Genomic DNA, 19,510 nt, shown 5'->3' on the forward strand with positions numbered 1-19,510 from the left:
ACCGGGCCCGGGGCCGCACCGGATTGGGCGGTCGCGCCCGGCCCGGCGGGTGCAGAGGGCCCGGCGGGCGCACCGGGGCCGGGCCGGGGCCCGGCGTCCTCCCCCCGCACCCTCACGGTCCGCCGACCGGGCCGCTCACCCGTGCCCCAGGAAGACCGGGTTGGTGAACGCGGCCAGCGCCCCCGGCACCGGTCCCGCCGCCGTCTCGTGCCGCAGCTCGGCCCGGACGTAGGACGCGTGCGACGGGGTCGTGCGCCACTCGACCACGCCCGACCCGGACACCGGCAGCGGGGCGCCGGTGTGCAGCACGCCCTGGTCGGTGACGAACCGGACCGTGCAGCGCGGGGCGCCCGTGACCTCCAGGCGGACGGTGACCGGCGCGTCCCGGTCCACCGCCAGCCGTTCGCCGATGCCGGCGTGCGCGCCGCGCCCGCCGGTCGCCGTGAAGTCCAGCGACACGTGCCGCGACTCGGCGACGTAGGAGCGGCCCGCGCGGATGCCGTCCTGGACGGCCCGCCGTGTCAGGTCGTCCGCCAGGACCACCGTCTGGGGCCGCCCGATCACGTCCGGGTCGCGGTGCGCGTCGCTGCCGCCCATCGCCGGGATCCAGCCCCGGCCCTCCCGCACCGACGCCACGAGCATGGCGTCCCAGTCGGCGAGGGCCACCTCGTCGTCGGGCGTGTACGGGCCGTTCCACACCTCCACCGCGTCCGCCTCGCCGAAGCCGAACTTCCAGGCGCAGCCGATGCAGGTGGCGTGCGGGTGGGCCGGGACGACCAGGCCGCCGGCCCGGCGGATCCGGCGGGCGAAGCGGCCGAAGCGGCCGTCGCGGGCCCGGTAGCGCCAGTCGACGAAGGTGCCCGGGTCGGTGCCGAGCGCCAGCACGTGGCCGTTGCGCGTGGTCACCTCCTCGCCCAGCAGGACCAGCAGGTCGTCCCCGGCCACGTCGGCCCAGTGGGCGTGCCCCGCGTGCGTGTTGTGCTCGGAACTGTTGATGAAGTCCAGGCCCGCCGCCCGGGCCAGCGCCCCGATCTCGGCGGGCGTGCGGCGGCCGTCGGAGTACCAGGAGTGCAGGTGGCAGTCGCCCCGGTACCAGGCCCGGCCCCGCCCCCGGGCCCGCTCCGGCGGGTACACCGGCCGGGCGGCCTCGCCGGGCTCCCCGTAGGTCAGCGTGACCGTGATCTCGTACGCCAGGCCCTGCGGGGCGACCGTGTACGGCCCGAGGGCGAGGTGCCAGGTGCCCGCGCGGACCGGGCCCGGCAGGTAGCCGGGCGTGGCGTCGTCGGCGCGCAGGAAGAACTCGGTGCGCGCCCCGCCCGACCAGCCGCGGAAGCCCCGGCCGCCCAGGTCGGTGCCGCGCTCGTCGAAGATCCCGATGTCGAGGGCGTTCCCGGGGGTCCCGGCGGGCACGGAGGGGCGGTCGTAGCCGTAGGAGACCCGGATCTCCCGGACCCCGTCCGGCACGTCCACGGGGACGTACACGTAGTCGGGGGAGCCGGGCGGCAGGGTGCCGCGCACGGTCCTGGTCTCCCGGCCCCGGCCGGCCGGGGAGGCGAAGCTCACGCCTCCCAACGTAAGCGCGGCGGCGGTGCCGGTCACGAACAGGGCGCGTCGGCCGACCGCGCCGTGGCCGCCGCCGGGGTCCGGGTTCCGGTGGTCCTCGCACATGCTGCTGCTCCCAGGGATCGTGGGTGACATGGCACGGGTGGTGCGGGGTGGTGCGGGCAACCCTGGTAGTGAGCGGTGAACTCCCGGACAAGGCAAGGGGATCGGCAGCCGTCCGGGTCCGATCCGGCCGTCGCCGCGGACCGGCCGTGCGCGCGGCCGCGCTCGCGCCCGGTACAGCGGCCGCGCTCGCGCCCGGCACAGGGGACCCGCGCGTCGCCGTCACGGCCTTCCCGGCCGGCCCGGCGCTGATCGGCCCGGCTGATCAGCCCGACCGTATGCTCGAAGGATGACGACTTCCGCGACCTCCGGAACCGGCCCCACCGAGAACTCCCTGCGTCGCGCCCTCAAACGCGCCCGGGACGGCGTCGCCCTGGACGTCACCGAGGCGGCCGTCCTGCTCCAGGCCCGCGGGGAGCACCTGGAGGACCTGGCCGCGTCGGCCGCCCGGGTGCGGGACGCGGGTCTGGAGGCGGCGGGCCGGCCCGGGGTCATCACGTACTCGAAGAGCGTCTTCATCCCGCTGACCCGGCTGTGCCGGGACAAGTGCCACTACTGCACCTTCGTCACCGTGCCCGGCAAGCTGCGCCGCGCCGGGCACGGGATGTTCATGTCCCCGGACGAGGTCCTGGACATCGCGCGCAAGGGCGCCGCGCTGGGCTGCAAGGAAGCCCTCATCACCCTCGGCGACAAGCCCGAGGACCGCTGGCCGGAGGCGCGCGAGTGGCTCGACGCGCACGGCTACGACGACACCCTCGCCTACGTCCGGGCCGTCTCCGTCCGCATCCTGGAGGAGACCGGCCTGCTGCCCCACCTCAACCCGGGCGTCATGTCCTGGACGGACTTCCAGCGCCTGAAGCCGGTCGCCCCGAGCATGGGCATGATGCTGGAGACGACGGCGACCCGCCTGTGGTCCGAGCCGGGCGGCCCGCACCACGGCTCCCCGGACAAGGAACCGGCCGTCCGCCTGCGGGTCCTGGAGGACGCCGGCCGCTCCTCCGTCCCCTTCACCTCCGGGCTGCTCATAGGCATCGGGGAGACGTACGAGGAGCGCGCGGAGTCGCTGTTCGCGCTGCGCAAGGTGTCCCGCGCCTACCACGGCATCCAGGAACTGATCATCCAGAACTTCCGCGCCAAGCCGGACACGGCGATGCGCGGCATGCCGGACGCCGAACTCGACGAGCTGGTCGCCACGGTGGCCGTCGCCCGGCACATCATGGGCCCGTCGGCCTGCCTCCAGGCCCCGCCGAACCTGGTCGACGCCGAGTACGAGCGGCTGATCGGCGCCGGCATCGACGACTGGGGCGGCGTCTCCCCGCTGACCATCGACCACGTCAACCCCGAGCGGCCCTGGCCGCAGATCGAGGAGCTGGCCGAGCGGTCCCGCGCCGCCGGGTTCGAGCTGCGCGAACGCCTCTGCGTCTACCCGGAGTTCGTGCGGCGCGGCGAGCCCTGGCTGGACCCGCGGCTGCGCCCGCACGTGGCGGCGCTGGCGGACCCGGACACCGGGCTGGCCCGCGAGGACGCCGTGGTCGAGGGCCGCCCCTGGCAGGAGCCGGAGGAGGCGTTCGTCCCCTCGGGCCGCACCGACCTGCACCGCACCATCGACACCGAGGGCCGCACCGCCGACCGCCGCGACGACTTCGACGAGGTGTACGGCGACTGGAGCGCCCTGCGCGAGGCCGCCGCCCCCGGCATGGCGCCGGAGCGCATCGACACCGACGTACGGCAGGCCCTGACGACCGCGGCCGACGACCCGACGCGGCTGACCGACGCCGAGGCGCTCGCCCTGCTGCACGCCGACGGCCCGGCGCTGGACGCGCTGTGCCGGATCGCCGACGACGTCCGGAAGGCGGCGGTCGGCGACGACGTGACGTACATCGTCACCCGCAACATCAACTTCACCAACGTCTGCTACACCGGCTGCCGCTTCTGCGCCTTCGCCCAGCGCCGCACGGACGCCGACGCCTACACCCTGTCCCTGGAACAGGTCGCGGACCGGGCGCAGCAGGCCTGGGACGTCGGCGCGGTCGAGGTCTGCATGCAGGGCGGCATCCACCCCGACCTGCCGGGCACGGCGTACTTCGACATCGCGCGGGCGGTGAAGGAGCGGGTGCCGGGGATGCACGTGCACGCCTTCTCGCCGATGGAGGTGGTCAACGGCGCCACCCGCACCGGCCTGTCGATCCGCGAGTGGCTGACCGCCGCCAAGGAGGCGGGCCTCGACACCGTCCCGGGCACGGCGGCCGAGATCCTCGACGACGAGGTCCGCTGGATCCTGACCAAGGGCAAGCTGCCCGCCGCCACCTGGATCGAGGTCATCGAAACCGCCCACGACCTGGGCATCCGCTCCTCCTCGACCATGATGTACGGCCACGTGGACCAGCCCCGGCACTGGCTCGGCCACCTGCGGACCCTGGCCGGCATCCAGCAGCGCACCGGCGGCTTCACGGAGTTCGTGACGCTGCCGTTCGTGCACACCAACGCGCCCGTGTACCTGGCCGGCATCGCCCGCCCCGGCCCGACGGTCCGCGACAACCGCGCGGTGACGGCCATGGCCCGGCTCCTGCTGCACCCGTGGATCCCCAACATCCAGACGAGCTGGGTGAAACTGGGCGCCGAGGGCGCCGCCGAGATGCTGCGCTCCGGGGCGAACGACCTCGGCGGCACGCTCATGGAGGAGACGATCTCCCGCATGGCGGGCTCCTCGTACGGCTCGTACAAGTCGGTCCGGGACCTCGTCGCGGTCGCGGAGGCGGCGGGCCGCCCGGCCCGGCCCCGCACCACCCTGTACGGCACGGTCCCCGAGGAGCGGCGGCGGGCGGCCGAGGCCTCGGACGGGCACCTGCCGGAGCTGCTGCCGGTGCTGGACTGAGGAGGGGCGGGGAAGAGGGCCGGCGGGCCGGGGAAGGGGCCCGGCGGCCCGCAGTACGATGATCGGGCCCCGGTTGTCAGGGGCTCCGACCGGGCCCCCGGCTGCCAGGGCCCGCACAGCTGAGGAGATGCGTGCCCGTGCCTGCCCGAATTCCCTCGTCGGCCTGGGTGACCGGTCTGACCGTGGGGGCGATCGCGGCGGTGTCCGTCCTCGCCGTGCAGGCGGACCGGGGCCCGCACCCCACGGCCGCGACGGACCGGCCGAGCGCCACCGCCTCCGCGGATCCCAAGCCGGCGCCGACGAGGACCGCCCCGGCGGTGGTCCCGGACGACTCCGGGACCGGGCGGCGCATCGTCTACTCCCTGAGCCAGAAGCGGGTGTGGCTCGTCGACGCGAGCGACGCCACGCGCCGCACGTTCGCGGTGTGGCCGGGGACGGTCGGTCCGGACCCCGGCTCGTACACGGTCGGCGACCGCAACGAGGCCACCACCGGCTCCGACGGCGTGGCCGTGGAGCACATCGTCTACTTCGCCGTCGAGTCCGGCATCTCCATCGCCTTCTCCAACGCCGTGGACGGCTCCTCGCCCCCGCCGCCCGCCCCGGGCAAGGAGACCGGCGGTATCCGGATGCGCAAGGCGGACGGCACGGCGCTGTGGGCGTTCGGGACGGCCGGGACGACCGTCGTGGTCGTCAGGTAACGTCGGCCTGCCGGGCGGGTCCGGACGGCAGGTGGTTGACGATCAGCACGATGCCGCTGAACGTGAACACCCGGGTCGCCGCGTCCAGTCCGTTCCAGTCCCCGGACTGCCACATCGAGAACCACTCACCGCCGATCCCTATGAACCCGGCACCGAACAGCAGCATCACCATGAGCAGGCCGTACGTGGAGAAGCGGCGGGCCCGGACGTGGTCGCGGCGGGCCCACAGCCAGGTCCCGTAGCAGAGCACCAGCGCGGCGACGGTCTCCCAGACGATGATCGCCACGTACGCGGCGTCCTGGAGGGGTCTGCTGGTGATCGCCCGCCACATCAGGTCCTCGTCCTTGAACGTGGTGTCCATGGCCAGCACGTGCCGAACGAACTGCTGGTTGGTCCCGAAGTCGGTGATGTTCCCGAACGCGACGAGCACCATGTACAGGGCGACGGAGGCGGTCAGCAGGGTGGCCGCGAGCGGAAGGGTGCGCGGGGTGGTGGTCATGCGGATCATTTTCCGCACGGCCCTCGCGACCCGGTAGGCATTGAGCCACTTTCGCTTACCACGGTGGGCAGTTGGGGGTCACGTCCGCCGAGCGGCGAAGCCGACGAACGACGACCAGGAGCGGTCGCCGAAGGCCAGTTGCGCACCGGCCGTGTCCTTGGAGTCGCGGACGTGGACGGTGGAGTGGGCGGGGGATATGGCGACTTCGACGCAGTCGGGTTCGTCGTTGCCGCTGTAGCTGCTCTTGAACCACCGCAGGGTGGGGGTCATGTCGCCTCTTCCCGTGCTCTTCGCCTGGGCGCTCATCCGGCGGGGGGCAGTCCTGCGCTGCCTCGCCGAGCGGCGAAGCCGACGAACGACGACCAGGCCCCGTCGCCGAAGAGCAGCTGCGCACCCGCCGTGTCCTTGGAGTCGCGGACGTGGACGGTGGAGTGGGCGGGGGATATGGCGACTTCGACGCAGTCGGGGCCGTCGTTGCTGCTGTAGCTGCTCTTGAACCAGTTCAGCGCGGAGGTCATGTGTGTTCTCCCAGCACTTTCTCGATGAAGGCCAGTGACTCCCGAGGGGTGAGAGCCTGCGCGCGGATCATTCCATAGCGCATTTCCAGGATCTGGATCTCCCGAGGATCACTGATCACCCGGCTGTGCAGTTGGGCTTCCGAGTGTCCCAGCGTCTTTCCGTCACGAAGCTTCAGCAGCCGGATCGGCCCGGCCATGCCAGCGTGCTCCTCCCGGTCCGTGGGCATCACCTGGATTGCGACGTGCCGCAACTGGGCTCTCTCCAAAAGGTGTTCGAGCTGGTGGCGCAGCACCATTCTGCCGCCGATGGGCCGTCGCAGTGTCGTCTCTTCCAGGACGAAGGTGAGCTGAGGCGGAGGCACCCGCTCGAAGACGGCCTGACGAGCCATGCGCGCGGTCACCTGCCGGTCGATCTCATCCTCGGTGAGCGCGGGGCTCCGCAGGGCGAACAAGGCTCGCGCGTACGCCTCCGTCTGCAGCAGGCCGTGCATGTTGTGGTTGGAGTAAGCCCCCATCTCGACGGCCTCGTCCTCCAGCTCGGTCAGATCCCGGACGCTCTTCGGATACCGGGCCCTCTCCACCTCCTCCTTCATCGCGGAGAGCTTGCCGCCCGCGCCCAGCACGTCGTCGGCCGCGTTCAGGAAGTCGGGCTTGGGGATCCGCCGTCCCTGTTCGACCGCCGAGACCATGTCCTCGCCGTAGCCGATCGCCGCGCCGAGTTCCGCCTGTGTCAGGTCCGCGGCCTTGCGCCACAGCTTGATCTGCCGCGCGACCGTCCTGACGACGGCCGCGGCCTCCTCGTCCTCCACGCCATCCCCTCCCGGCGTACTGATGACACTGTGTGGTGAGTACGTCACGAAGAAGAGTAGGGGTGGCAGCCGCACCGGGTGACGCGAGTCGAGAACCGCCCTCCGGGGCGCGCGGTGACCGGGTCGCGGGCGTCCCGGACCCGGTGGCCACCGACCCGGGCCGTGGGAATGCGCACAGGTCAGGACCGCCACCGGAGCGCGGCGAGCCACGACTTGGTCCGGCCCGACGCCAAAGACCAAAGAACCGGGGAAAGAACCCACCCGCCCCCGCCGCCCCCGGCGATCACCCGCGCGGGTGAACATCGCCGACTCGGCTGGCGCGGCACCGAGTCGATGGTGCAGCGTCGGCCGCGACGACCCCACCCATGCGTCGGCCCTCGCCGGGACTGCCATCCCAGTGCGAGGGCCTGATCACCAAGGAAGACGAGCCTTCCCGATGACTGACCAGCAGCCTAGCGCGCCCGCGTGCGCGCGGTCCGGTGCTTCCGGTTCCGGAGTCCAGCACGTCACCGAACCCCACCACGAGCACTTCACCGTGGTCGGCAACCACCTCGCCCAGCACCCGGACCTGTCGCTGACGGCGATCGGCCTGGCGGTCCACATCCAGTCGCTGCCCGCCGGGGCCCCGGTCGGGATCAAGGCGCTGGCCGCGAAGTTCCCCGAGGGGGAGGTCCGGATCGCCGCGGCCCTGCGGGAGCTGGAGGCGCACGGGTACCTGACACGCGCCAGGGAGCGTCTTCGATCCGGCCGAGTCGTGACCCGGACCGTCTCGTACAACAAGCCCCGGGCGGCCGAGCGGCCGCGGTCCTCCCGCGAACCGTCCCCGACCCCGCCCGGGAAGACCCCGGCCGCACGGCCGGACCGCGCCGCCACCGGTCTCCTCGCCGGCCTGCGCGCGCTGGACGCCCGCCTGCTCCTCACCGAGCGGGACGTGCACCGCCTCGCCCCGGCGGTGACGGCCTGGCTGGACCGGGGCGTGCCCGTCACGGCCGTGCAGCGCGCCCTGACGACCGGGCTGCCCGCGGAACCCCTCCGCCACCCGGCCGCCTTCCTGGCCCACCGCCTCACCACCGGCCTCCCCCCGGCCCTGCCCGCTCCGGCCCCGCCCCCGGCCGCGGCCCGCCCCGTCCCCCTCCAGACCTGCGACGGCTGCGACCGGGCCTTCCGCGCCCCGGCCCCGGGCCGCTGCCGCGACTGCCGCCCGGCACGACGGCCGGCACGAGAGGCGGCGTAGCGTCCTGGCCGTCCCCCGCCGCGCGTGCGTCCACGGCTGCAACGTCACCTGGTACGGCTGATATCCGCCCCCGGTGCCCGCCTGTCACACCTCTGTCGCCTCGTCCCCCGGACCCCTTCACCCCGTTCGATTACAGTGCTGGACGTCGTACATACGGACGGTGCCCCCGGGGAGGTCTAGGTGAGTGCGACGGGTGCCGTCTGGGGGCGTACCGAGCAGCAGGACTTCCGGAGCCGGGTGCGCGGGGCGCTGCTCGGGGTGGCCGTCGGGGACGCGCTCGGGGCGCCTGCCGACGGGCTGGACCTGGCGGGGATCCGGGCGGCGTACGGCCCCGAGGGGCTGCTCGACCTCGCCCCCGCCTACGGCTGGCGCGGCGCCGTCACCCACCTCACGCAGCTGACCCTCTTCTCCGTGGACGGCCTGATCCGTGCCCAGGTCCGGCGCGACACCGGGGCCTGGCACCCGCCGACCGACCTGCACCGGGCGTATCTGCGCTGGGCCGCCACCCAGCGGGACTGGGGCCCGGACGAGCGCCGCAAGGAGGACGGCTGGCTGGCCCGCGAGGAGTGGCTGTACGCCCGCCGCGACCCCACCCGCGCCCTGCTGCTGGGCCTGGGCGACGACACCATGGGCACGCCGGAGGCGCCGAAGAACCCGGGCGAGGCGGGACCGGAGGCGGCCGTGCGGTCCGCGCCGTTCGGACTGCTCGTCGGCTGGGAGCCGCACCTCGTCGTCCAGCTCGCCGTGGAGTGCGCGGCGCAGACCCACGGTCACCCCACCGCCTGCCTCGCGGCGGGCGCGTACGCCGTCGTCGTGCACGCGCTGGCCCGGGGCGACAGCCTCGACGGGGCCGTGCAGCAGGCCCTCGCGCTGCTCGCCGCCCGGCCCGGGCACCCGCCCGTGTCGGACGCGCTCCAGCGGGCGCTGGGCGCGGTGCGGCAGGGCATGCCGACGCCGGAGCGGGTGGCCCGGCTGGCGGGGGAGGGCACGGCGGACGGGCTGGTCGCCGCCGCCGTGTACTGCGCGCTGGTCGCCGAGGACGTCCGGCACGGACTGTGCCTCGCGGTCAACCAGGACGGTCCGTCGGCCGCCGCGGGCGCGCTGACCGGCGGCCTGCTCGGCGCCCTGCACGGCGAGACCGCCCTGCCGCCCGCCTGGCTGGCCGAACTGGAGGGCCGCCCCACCCTGCTCGAACTCGCCGACGACTTCGCCATGGAGATGACCCAGGGCCCGGCCCTGCACGGCCCGGCCGGCTCGTCCCCGGGGTGGCTGGCCCGGTATCCCCGGGGCGGTGCCTAGCAGGCCGGAGGAGAACCCGGCGCGCCCCGGACCCCCTCCCAGGGGTCCGGGGCGCGCCGCCGTGGCCGGCCGGACCGCCTCAGTCCTTCACCGGCGTCCGCACCGCGTCGTCCGCACCGCCCCGGGGCGTCGGGACGGCCGCCGCCGCGCCGTCGCCGTCGGTGTTGATCCGCTCGATGATCGCCAGCCGCTCGGGGGTGTCCTCCGGCTTGAGGTAGCCGATGAGGATGTAGAGCACCAGCGACACCGCGAGCGGCACCGACACCTGGTACTGCAGCGGCACCCCGCCGTCGACGTTCCAGTTGATCGGGTAGTTCACCAGCCAGAAGGCCAGCAGGCCCGCCGACCAGCTGACGAGCGCCGCGGTCGGCCCCGACCGGCGGAACGGCCGCAGCAGGCCCAGCATCATCGGGATCGCCATCGGGCCCATCAGGCCCGCGACCCACTTGATGACGACCGTGATGATGTCCTTGAACGCCGGCGAGTTGACCTGGGTGGCCGCCGCCATGGACAGCCCGAGGAAGACGACGGTCGCGATCCGCGCCACCCGCAGCCCCTGACCCTCGCTCCACACCCGCGCCCGGCGCCAGATCACCGGCGCGCAGTCCCGGGTGAACACCGCCGCGATCGCGTTGGCGTCGGAGGAGCACATCGCCATCGTGTGGGAGAAGAACCCGACGATGACCAGGCCCAGCAGGCCGTGCGGCAGCAGCTGTTCCGTCATCAGCGCGTAGGAGTCCGAGCCGTCGGGCTTCTGCGACTCGACCAGCAGCGGCGACATCCACATCGGGAAGAACAGCACCAGCGGCCAGACCAGCCACAGGATCGCCGACAGCCGGGCGGAGCGCTCGGCCTCCTTCGCCGACGGCGTGGCCATGTAGCGCTGGGCCTGGTTGAGCATGCCGCCGTTGTACTCGAAGAGCTTGATGAACAGGAACGCCAGCAGGAACACCGTGCCGTACGGTCCGACCAGCGGTTTCTCGTGGCCCTGGAGCTCGGGGGAGTCCCAGACGCCGAAGAAGCCGCCGTGGTCGTCGAGCCGTATCGCCACGGCGTAGAACATCGCGATGCCGGCCAGCAACTGGATGATGAACTGGCCCAGTTCGGTCAGCGCGTCGGCCCACAGGCCGCCGATGGTGCAGTAGACGGCGGTGATCCCGCCGGTGATGAGGATGCCCTGGTTGAGGGAGATCCCGGTGAAGACGGACAGCAGGGTCGCGATCGCCGCCCACTTGGCGCCGACGTCCACGATCTTCAGCAGCATCCCCGACCAGGCCAGCGCCTGCTGGGTCTTCAGGTCGTAACGGTTCTTCAGGTATTCCAGCGGGGAGGCCACGTGGAGCCGTGAGCGCAGCCGGTTGATGCGCGGTGCGAACAGCTTCGACCCGATGGCGATGCCCAGGGCGATCGGGAAGGACCAGGTGACGAAGGACGTGACGCCGTAGGTGTAGGCGATGCCCGCGTACCCGGTGAACATCACCGCGCTGTAACCCGACATGTGGTGCGAGATGCCGGACAGCCACCAGGGCATCTTGCCGCCGGCCGTGAAGAAGTCGCTGACGTTGTCCACTCGCTTGTGCGACCAGACGCCGATCACGACCATCACGGCGAAGTAGCCGATGAGCACGGCCCAGTCGAGACTGTTCATGTGCCCCCTTCCAGGGTTCCGCCATGTGAACGGCTCGCTCATGGTGGGTGGGCGGAAGTGGGCACGACAAGCCGACGTCAGGTCAAGAGCGAGTAAAAAAGTTCGGCGTGATGACCTGCGTTCAAGGACGTGAACGTCTGCGGGGGTGGTCGCGGAGGGCCCGCGAGCCGGTGGTCAGCGCAGTTCCTCCGGGCACGGCGTCCCGCGCGGAAGCTGGTACGGCGCCGCCAGCCGGTACGTTCCCGCCTTCGGCGCCAGCAGCACCGTCCACGTGTCGCCGTGCGCGTCCTCCTCGGTCTCCATCAGGCAGCCGTTGACGTTCTCGTACGTCTTCGGCTCGCCCTCGGGCCGGGCGCGGGACTCCTCCGTCTCCTGCGGGGCCTCCAGGCTCCTGCCCTGCGCGTCGACCACGCTCAGCCACGGCGAGTACGGGATGCGGATCAGCACCCGGCCCGCCTCGCGCACGTCGATCGTCATCTCGCCCTGCTCGGCCCGCTGCACCACCGCGTTCGGCTCGGCCAGCGGCGTCGGGTCCGCCACCTCGAACAACTGCCAGTTGGCGTCGCCCCAGACCTGCTTCAGGTAGGGCAGGCCGCGCTGCACGAGCTGCCGCTCCCGCTCGCCGCCGTCCCCGTCCGGCTCGTCCTTCGGCAGCACCACGAAGTGCACCGCCCAGCGCTTGAGCCACTCGTGGTAGTTCGCCGAGTTGAGCGTGTCGTCGTAGAAGAGCGGGTTGCGCTCCATGTCGGCCTGCCGGTTCCAGCCCCGGGCCAGGTTCACGTACGGGGCGAGCGCGGAGGCCTCGCGGTGCGAGCGGGCCGGCACGACCTCCACCCGGCCCCGCTCCGCGCCGACCTGCTGCAACTGGTTGACCAGCGGCGCCAGCTCGCGCGCCCAGGACGCGGCCGGCGTGGTGTGCACGACGTCGTCGACCGACTTGTAGCCGATCCACACGGTGAACCCGGCGAACGCCACCACGATCGCGTACCACTTGCGCGACCGCGGCACCGCGAACGGCAGCGCCGCCATCAGCGCCACCCCGCCGAACAGCATCGCCAGCCGCGTGATGTTCGACCCGATCTGCGAACTGATCAGCCACACCAGCACCACCGACAGCCCGTACACCGCGGCCGTCAGCCGGACCGTCCTCCACTCCGCGGGCACCAGCAGGAAGACCAGGACCGAGTAGGCGAGCGGCAGGATCACCGACGCGTAACTCATCGGCTGCGTCCCCGAGAACGGGAACAGCCACGCCGACACCGCCACCACGGCCGTCGGCGCGAGCCCCAGCGCCCACGCGCCGGGGAGGCGCTTCTGCAGGAACAGCGCGACCGCCACCAGCCCGACGAACAGGCCCGCCACCGGCGACGACATGGTGGCCAGCGCCGCCAGCGGAGCCGCGCACAGCGCCTTCGCCCAGCGCTTGTAGCGCCAGCGGTACGGCCAGCAGAACACCACCGCGACCGCGCCGAGCGCGAACAGCATGCCGAGCCCGAAGGTGACCCGCCCGGACGCCGCGTTGCACAGCAGCGCGAAGACGCCCGCCAGCGCCGCCCACAGCGGATTGCGCACCGACCGGCTGCGGAGCAGGATCAGCGTCAGCAGCCCCGCCGACACCGTCCCCGAGATCATCATCGTCGTCCGGACCCCGAGCAGCGACATCAGGTACGGCGACACCACGCTGTACGACACCGGGTGCATCCCGCCGTACCAGGCCAGGTTGTACGCCGAGTCCGGGTGCCGGCCGACGAACTCCGCCCAGGCGTCCTGCGCCGCCAGGTCCCCGCCGCTGTTGGCGAACGTGAAGAACCACACGACGTGCAGCACACCGGCCAGGCCCGTGACCCACAGCACCGGGTGCCGCAGCATCCGCGCGCGCACGGCCGGCGCGGCGGCCCGGACCCGGGACCCGTCACGGGTGCCGCCGGGCCCCCCGTCCGGGGCGGGACGGTCTATTCGCGGGCCGGCGTCCGGGCCCGGTCCGGTGTCGTCGGCGCGTGTCGGCTCCGCAGTGGCCACCTGTAGGCACTCCCCGTGTCCCGTCTTCTGTCCGGACCGTGTCCAGCCGGCCCCGTCTTCACAGACGCGTTCCCCGCGCGGCGACCTGTCCGTTTCGTGACGCTAGCACGCACCCCGCAGGGGAGCTCCCCTGCGGGGTGCGGTCCGCGGCGCGGCGCCGCGGATCAGCCGATACGCGTCAGCCTGTCCGCGAAGCCGGGCTCCGCGAGGTCCTTCTGGAGGGCCACCGGAACCGTCACGGCGCTGCTGCTGCCGTCACCGACCGTGAGCGTGCCCACCTCGGTGCCGGCCTTCGCCGTGTGCGGCAGGTCGTCCGCGGCGAACGTCAGTTTCACCGTCAGGCCCGCCCAGCCCACCGCCTTCACGTCCTCGGTGGCGACGACCGGCGTCCGGCCGCCGAGCCCGTCGTCGGCGTACCCGACGACGTCGCCCTTCTTCAGGATCGTCGCCGACTCCAGGGCGCCCTGCGCGGCCCGGATCAGCCGGTCGCCCTCGTACAGGGCGGCGCTCAGGATCGTGTTGTCCGGGCCGCCCGCGGGCTGGCGCACCACCGCGCCGACGATGGTCCGCGTCTCGCCGCCGATCTCCTTCTTCGCCGCGAACACCAGGTTGCCCAGCGCCGAGGTCGTGGTGCCGGTCTTGATGCCCACGACGCCGTTGCTGCCGACCAGCTGGTTCCAGTTGGGGTGGTTGACGTCCTTGTAGTCGTCGTACGACATCATCGCGGCGACCTCGCGGAAGGCGGGCTGCTTCATCGCCGCCTTGGCCAGCTTCACCTGGTCCACGGCCGTGCTCACCGTCGTGTTGTTCAAGCCCGACGGGTCGGTGTACGTCGTGTTCGTCATCCCGAGGTCCTTCGCGGCGTCGTTCATCTTCGCCACGAACGCCTTCTCCGACCCCGCGTCCCAACGGGCCAGCAACCGCGCCACGTTGTTCGCGGACGCGATGAGGATGCCCTCCAGGGCCTCCCGCTGGGAGATCTTGTCGCCCTTCTCCACGTTGACCGTCGACTCCTGGCCGGCGTCGGACTGGTCCTCGGCGGCCTGGTCGATCTCGATCTCCGGCCCCTCCGCGCCGCTCTTGAGCGGGTGCTCGCGCAGGATGAGGTACGCCGTCATGACCTTGGCGACACTGGCGATCGGCACGGGCTTCTGCTCGCCCGACGAGCCGAACGTGCCGATGCCCTGCACGTCCAGCGCCGCCTGCCCGGCGGACGGCCACGGGATGTCGACCTTGCCGCCTTCGAAGGTGTAGCTGTCCTTCGCGGTCAGGTCCAGCGTCGGCGCCGGCAGCGGCCGCACGCTCTGCACGACCGCGAAGACGACCACCAGCAGCAGGACCAGCGGCGTCCAGATCTTCACGCGCCGCACGGCCGTGCGCAGCGGGGTCTCCGGCGGCGGCGGGGTGTTCGTCAGCTCGGCCAGCAGGTCCAGCGGCGGCTTCGGCGGCAGCGGCTGCTGCGTGGTGCGCTCCGGGCCGACCTGCGGCACGGCCGCGGTGGCCTCCGCCGGGGAGACCCGGGGCGGCTCGCCGGTCCCGCCGGTCCCGCCGGGGGCCGGCACCCGCGGCAGGACGGTCGTCGCGCCGGCCGCCTTCGGCCTGCGCGTCGCCGGGTCGTCCGGGTCCTTGAGCGCGACGAACTTGCTGGTCCGCTCGGCGTCGGCCTCGGGCGTCCGGGCGGCGCCCTTCCCGGCCGGGGCGTCCTTCCCGACGGCGGGACTGCCGGGCTCGGCGTCGGGCTCGGCGTCGGTCTTCGCGCCGGGCTCGGCATCGGCCTTGGCATCGGCCTTGGCGTCGGTCTTCGCGCCGGGCTCGGCGCCCGCCCCGGCGCCGGCCTTCGCGTCCGCCTTGCCGTCAGCCCGCGCGTTCGTCTCGCCATTGGCCTCGGCGCCGGTCTTCGGGTCCGCCGTGCCGTCGGACCCGGCGCCCGGCTCGTCGCCCGCCGTGCCGTCGGCCTTGGCCGCACCGCCCAGCTTGAGCATGGTGGTCGGCTGGTCGACGGCCGGGGCGGAGGGCCGTACGGTCTTGAAGACGGCGGTCGGCTGGTCGACGACCCGCTCCCCGCCGCCGGTCTCGTCACCGCCGGCCTTGTCGCCGCCGTCCTCGGCGGAACGGTCCCGGGCGGGCTTCCCGGCGCCGTCCGCGCCGTCCGCGCCGTCCTGGGCGTCCGTCACGGCCCGCTCGCCCGCGGGCGCGACACCCGGGGAGTCGCTGTCCGCGTCGGTGTCGGTGTCGGTGTCCGGTGTCACCGTCGGCAGCGGCTTGGTGGTGCCCGCGTCGGGGGTGGCTGGTTCCGTACCGGTGGCGGCCTTCGCCGGGGTGTTCCCGCTCTTGGCCGTGGCGCCGGTGTCCCGGGAGTCGCCGTCGGCGTCGGTGTCGGTGTCCGGTGTCACCGTCGGCAGCGGCTTGGTGGTGCCCGCGTCGGGGGTGGCTGGTTCCGTACCGGTGGCGGCCTTCGCCGGGGCGTTCCCGCTCTTGGCCGTGGCGCCGGTGTCCCGGCTCCGGTCGGCTTCCTCGGCGTCCGCGGTGTCCTGCTCGGCGGCGTCGCCCGTCGTACCGCCCTCGGCGTCCCCGTCCCGCCCGGCGCCCGCCGGGCCCTGCGCGCCGTCCTCGCGGCCCTCGGCGGCGCTCTCCTCGGCGTCGTCCGCCGACCGCACCCAGGCGGCGACCGCGTCCCGCAGCCGCCCGTCACGGGCCTCGGCGACCCCCTCGCCCTTGCCGCCACCGGAAGAATCGGACGAACGGGGCGAACGGGAAGCGCCCGACACGCCCGGGTCGTCGGTGACTTCGGAACCGGAGCCGGAACCGGAGTCGGAGTCGGAGTCGGAACCGGAGTCGGAGGCCTTCCGCTCGGCCTCCTCGGACTCCCGCACCCGGGTCGCGGTCTCGACGGTGCCGCGCGCCCCCGAGGACGCCGCCGCCTCACGGGCCACCGCCAGCCGCGGATCGCGCGGTGCGTCCGCCTCGTCCCTCGCGCCGGGAACCGGACCCGCGCTCCCCGACGTCGGTTCCGCCGACGACTCGCGCTGCTTCGACCTGTCGGGGGACTCGCCCGCCACCGATGCCTCCTCCATGCGCCGCACGCCCCGCGTGCGCGAACCGAACCGTGAACCGCCGCCCGGGACACCGATCCTCCGGCGTGTCCGAACCATGTACCAGTGTCCTGTGTGCGGACCTGACTCACGCGGTAGACGAGAACGACATACCTACTGGTTCCACTACGAACCGGTCACGCACCCTCGACAGACCAATGTGAGAGGGGTCACCCTGTCATTCATCCACGCGGGGAGGCATGGATGGGCAGGAGCCGCAGAACACTTCCGGAGGAGCTTCTGCTGCTGGCGTTGGACCCGACCACGGGTACCACCGCACAGCCGCAGTCGCTCGACCTCGGTCTGGCCGGAGCACAGCTAGTGGAGCTGGCGCTGGCCGGACGGATAGCCCCAGACGGGGATCGTATCGCCGTGGTGGTACCACGGCCGACAGGAGATCCGACTCTGGACTGCGCGTTGGAGTTGCTGCGAAGGCGCGGCGCTCCGGTACGCGCCGTCCACTGGATCGGCGGGCCGCGTCTCGGGCTCCGCCAGACGTATCTCTCGTACCTGGAGAGGTGCGGCATGGTGCACGCCGTGGAAGGCCAGATGTGCGGGGTGCTTCCGACGACGCGCTACCAGGCGACGGACAACGTCATCAGCCGGGAGATCAGGGCCCGGCTGGATTCCGCGATCCGCACCGGCGTTCCGCCGGACCCGCGGACCGCGGCGCTCGCCGCCCTGGCCCACGCGGTCGGTCTCGGCAAGCACCTGTACCCGGGCAACGAGGGACGCTCGTCCCGCTCGCGGCTCAGGGACCTGATCCGGCACGACCCGATGGGCGGCCTCGTGGCGCACGCCGTGATGGACGTCCAGAACGGTGTGGCGGCCCAGCCGCGCCGCGCCCCGGCCCCGGCCCCGGCCGCGACCGGACGCCAGGCCGTCGGAGGGAGGGCCGCGCCGGAACCCGCCCGCGGTGTCCCGATGCAGCCGCGCCGCGGATCCATGGCACGCGCCGTGGCGCACTGAGCCGCGGCGCCGCGGCGGCACCCGGACACCGTGCCGCGGCACGGCCGTACGGCGGCCGGCGCACGCACCGCGCGCGCCGCACGCCACGGACCCCAGACCCGTCACCGGGAGCCGCAGTCCGAGCGGGGCGGCAGGACGTCGACGTCCTGTCGCCCCGCTCGGCGTGCCATCGGCCGCAACTGGCGTGTACCCGTCGCATATCCGCCGTTTCCCAGCGGTAGAAAGCACCTTGGTGGCAGTCTGCTCAACAGCAGATACGCAAAGTAGAGGCACGCAGCCGGAGGTGCACGTCCCGTGGCGTCCAATGTCAACCCCACCGTCAGGCGGCGCCGGCTGGGCCAGGAGCTGCGCAGGCTCCGGGAGCTCAAGGGCATGACCGCCGAGGAGGTCGCCGAGCGGCTGCTGGTGTCCCAGTCGAAGATCAGCCGCCTGGAGAACGGCCGCCGCAGCATCAGCCAGCGGGACGTCCGCGACCTGTGCGGCGTCTACGAGGTGGAGGACCAGCGGATCGTCGAGTCGCTGATGCAGATGGCCAAGGACTCCCGCCAGCAGGGCTGGTGGCACGCCTTCGGCGACATCCCCTACAGCGTCTACATCGGCCTGGAGACGGACGCCGAGTCGCTGCGGGTCTACGAACCCCAGATCATCACCGGCCTGCTGCAGACCCGCGCCTACGCCGAGGCCATCATCCAGGGCGGCTCGCCCGAGGCGACGGAGGCGGAGAACGACAAGCGCGTCGAGGTCCGCCTGCGCCGGCAGAGCCGCATCACCGCCGAGAAGGACCCGCTGCGGCTGTGGGTGGTCCTGGACGAGGCGTCCCTGCACCGGGTCGTCGGCAGCCGTCCGGTGATGCGCGAGCAACTGGAGCACGTCATCGAGATGTCCCGGCTGCCCCACATCACCGTGCAGGTGCTGCCCTTCGAGGTCGGCGCGCACGCGGGCATCAACGGCCAGTACTCGATCCTGGAGTTCGCCGACGCGGCCGACTCCAGCGTGGTCTACATCGAGGGCGTGACCAGCGACCTGTACCTGGAGAAGCCGCACGACGTGCAGAAGTACACGGTGATGTACGAGCACCTGCGGGCCCAGGCCCTGAACGTCGACCAGTCACGCCAGCTCGTCGAGCGGATCGCGAAGGAGTACGCGCGCTGACCCCTGTGCCGGGCGGCGCGGGATGCTACACCCCTGACACGCCTGGCTGGAAGTCTCGCCTGGTATATGCCATCCGGTCGAGTGAATGACTGCTCCGTACGAGGAAGTTGGCGAGTAGCGTCGATCACGCCAACGGCGCCTGAGCGTTGGCGCAAACCGTTCCGCGGATCCAGCCGGAACGATGCGGCACGGTTTCAGCAACTCAGCAACTTGCTACGGAGCGAACATGGCGATTCGTCTGGGCGCCACGGAAACGTGGACCACGTCCTCCTACACCAACAACAACGGCGCGTGCGTGATGGTCCGGTCGACCACCGAGGAAGCGCTGGAACTCGGGGACACCAAGATCCCCGAGGGCCCCAAGCTGGCCTTCCCGGTGGACGCGTGGAGCGCCTTCGTGGCCTCGGTGAAGGCCTGACGGCCGCACCGGTCCGACCGACAACAGCACAAGCACCACCGAAGAGCCCTCTCGACCAGTTCGCCGTCCTAGCCGAGAGGGCTCGGCGTGTCCCGGGGCGGGGTCAGCCGGCGAGCTCCGCCTCCACGGCGGACACGACCTCCGCCGACTCCGGCTCGGTCTGCGGGGAGAACCGGGCGACGACCGCGCCGTCCCGGCCGATGAGGAACTTCTCGAAGTTCCAGCGGATGTCGCCGCTGTGCCCCCCGGCGTCGGCGAAGCCCACCAGGCGGTCGTACAGCGGGTGCCGGCCCTCGCCGTTCACCTCCACCTTCTCGGTCATCGGGAAGGTCACGCCGTACGTGGCGGAGCAGAACTCGGCGATCTCCTGCGCGCTGCCCGGCTCCTGCCCGAGGAACTGGTTGCAGGGCACGCCGAGCACGGTGAAGCCCCGCTCCGCGTACCGCTCGTGCAGCCGCTCCAGGCCGCCGTACTGCGGGGTCAGACCGCACTTGGAGGCCACGTTCACCAGCAGCACGACCCGGCCGAGGTACTGGGAGAGGTCCGCCGGGCCGCCCTGCAGGGCGGCGATCTCCACCGTGAGGGGCGAGCCGCCCCGGATGTCTGTCGTCATGC

The 19,510-nt window shown here is 72.9% G+C and carries 16 protein-coding genes; 7 read left to right on the top strand and 9 right to left on the bottom strand.

The window, feature by feature from the left end; all coding sequences use genetic code 11:
• Window positions 1–135: 135 nt before the first annotated feature.
• Window positions 136–1,668, bottom strand: coding sequence for a CehA/McbA family metallohydrolase (locus ACIF8T_RS13130; RefSeq protein ID WP_400034282.1), 1,533 nt, complete (start codon window positions 1,666–1,668; stop codon window positions 136–138).
• A gap of 286 nt (window positions 1,669–1,954) precedes the next feature.
• On the opposite strand from ACIF8T_RS13130, the gene ACIF8T_RS13135 reads away from it, so the two are divergent.
• The gene (locus tag ACIF8T_RS13135; RefSeq protein ID WP_400034284.1) at window positions 1,955–4,540 is read left to right on the top strand and encodes a bifunctional FO biosynthesis protein CofGH; all 2,586 of its coding nucleotides are present in this window, start codon (window positions 1,955–1,957) and stop codon (window positions 4,538–4,540) included.
• A 137-nt stretch (window positions 4,541–4,677) separates the two neighbouring features.
• Complete coding sequence (locus tag ACIF8T_RS13140) at window positions 4,678–5,238, top strand: hypothetical protein (protein WP_400034286.1); 561 nt, start codon at window positions 4,678–4,680, stop codon at window positions 5,236–5,238.
• On the opposite strand, the gene ACIF8T_RS13145 is transcribed toward ACIF8T_RS13140, so the two are convergent.
• The 4 genes from ACIF8T_RS13145 to ACIF8T_RS13160 all read right to left on the bottom strand — a co-directional run bounded on the left by ACIF8T_RS13145 (window position 5,231) and on the right by ACIF8T_RS13160 (window position 7,064).
• On the bottom strand, window positions 5,231–5,746 hold the full coding sequence (locus ACIF8T_RS13145) for a DUF2165 domain-containing protein (protein WP_400034288.1): 516 nt from the start codon (window positions 5,744–5,746) through the stop codon (window positions 5,231–5,233). The genes ACIF8T_RS13140 and ACIF8T_RS13145 overlap by 8 nt on opposite strands.
• Window positions 5,747–5,815: 69 nt before the next feature.
• Complete coding sequence (locus ACIF8T_RS13150; protein ID WP_400034290.1) at window positions 5,816–6,007, bottom strand: DUF397 domain-containing protein; 192 nt, start codon at window positions 6,005–6,007, stop codon at window positions 5,816–5,818.
• A 32-nt stretch (window positions 6,008–6,039) separates the two neighbouring features.
• Entirely contained in the window at window positions 6,040–6,255 is a 216-nt protein-coding gene (locus tag ACIF8T_RS13155) for a DUF397 domain-containing protein (protein ID WP_400034292.1), read from the bottom strand.
• Window positions 6,252–7,064, bottom strand: a complete 813-nt coding sequence (locus tag ACIF8T_RS13160) for a Scr1 family TA system antitoxin-like transcriptional regulator (protein WP_400034294.1) — start codon at window positions 7,062–7,064, stop codon at window positions 6,252–6,254. The genes ACIF8T_RS13155 and ACIF8T_RS13160 overlap by 4 nt, the downstream gene beginning before the upstream one ends.
• A gap of 436 nt (window positions 7,065–7,500) precedes the next feature.
• Between ACIF8T_RS13160 and ACIF8T_RS13165 the strand changes: the two genes are divergently transcribed.
• Complete coding sequence (locus ACIF8T_RS13165; RefSeq protein WP_400034296.1) at window positions 7,501–8,298, top strand: helix-turn-helix domain-containing protein; 798 nt, start codon at window positions 7,501–7,503, stop codon at window positions 8,296–8,298.
• A gap of 180 nt (window positions 8,299–8,478) precedes the next feature.
• On the top strand, window positions 8,479–9,597 hold the full coding sequence (locus ACIF8T_RS13170) for an ADP-ribosylglycohydrolase family protein (protein WP_400034298.1): 1,119 nt from the start codon (window positions 8,479–8,481) through the stop codon (window positions 9,595–9,597).
• A gap of 79 nt (window positions 9,598–9,676) precedes the next feature.
• On the opposite strand, the gene ACIF8T_RS13175 is transcribed toward ACIF8T_RS13170, so the two are convergent.
• From ACIF8T_RS13175 to ACIF8T_RS13185, 3 genes are all read right to left on the bottom strand, one after another.
• Window positions 9,677–11,245 (bottom strand): sodium:solute symporter family protein, encoded by a 1,569-nt coding sequence (locus ACIF8T_RS13175; protein WP_400034300.1) that lies wholly within the window; start codon window positions 11,243–11,245, stop codon window positions 9,677–9,679.
• A gap of 174 nt (window positions 11,246–11,419) precedes the next feature.
• On the bottom strand, window positions 11,420–13,264 hold the full coding sequence (locus ACIF8T_RS13180; RefSeq protein ID WP_400034302.1) for an MFS transporter: 1,845 nt from the start codon (window positions 13,262–13,264) through the stop codon (window positions 11,420–11,422).
• 164 nt (window positions 13,265–13,428) lie between these two features.
• A complete protein-coding gene (locus ACIF8T_RS13185; protein ID WP_400034304.1) occupies window positions 13,429–16,323 on the bottom strand; it encodes a D-alanyl-D-alanine carboxypeptidase in 2,895 nt (964 codons plus the stop codon).
• A gap of 237 nt (window positions 16,324–16,560) precedes the next feature.
• Between ACIF8T_RS13185 and ACIF8T_RS13190 the strand changes: the two genes are divergently transcribed.
• The 3 genes from ACIF8T_RS13190 (at window position 16,561) to ACIF8T_RS13200 (ending at window position 18,895) form a co-directional block, all read left to right on the top strand.
• Window positions 16,561–17,325 carry a GPP34 family phosphoprotein gene (locus ACIF8T_RS13190; RefSeq protein WP_400034305.1) on the top strand — a complete coding sequence of 255 codons (765 nt, stop codon included), beginning with the start codon at window positions 16,561–16,563 and terminating at the stop codon, window positions 17,323–17,325.
• 294 nt (window positions 17,326–17,619) lie between these two features.
• Complete coding sequence (locus ACIF8T_RS13195; RefSeq protein ID WP_400034307.1) at window positions 17,620–18,477, top strand: helix-turn-helix domain-containing protein; 858 nt, start codon at window positions 17,620–17,622, stop codon at window positions 18,475–18,477.
• 226 nt (window positions 18,478–18,703) lie between these two features.
• Window positions 18,704–18,895: a DUF397 domain-containing protein gene (locus tag ACIF8T_RS13200; protein ID WP_400034309.1), complete on the top strand. Its 192-nt coding sequence runs from the start codon at window positions 18,704–18,706 to the stop codon at window positions 18,893–18,895.
• A 103-nt stretch (window positions 18,896–18,998) separates the two neighbouring features.
• Here ACIF8T_RS13200 and ACIF8T_RS13205 read toward each other — a convergent pair whose 3' ends face one another.
• Window positions 18,999–19,508 carry a glutathione peroxidase gene (locus ACIF8T_RS13205; RefSeq protein ID WP_400034311.1) on the bottom strand — a complete coding sequence of 170 codons (510 nt, stop codon included), beginning with the start codon at window positions 19,506–19,508 and terminating at the stop codon, window positions 18,999–19,001.
• Window positions 19,509–19,510 lie beyond the last annotated feature (2 nt).

The organism is Streptomyces sp. NPDC085946 (genome assembly GCF_044540485.1).
GTDB lineage: Bacteria > Actinomycetota > Actinomycetes > Streptomycetales > Streptomycetaceae > Streptomyces.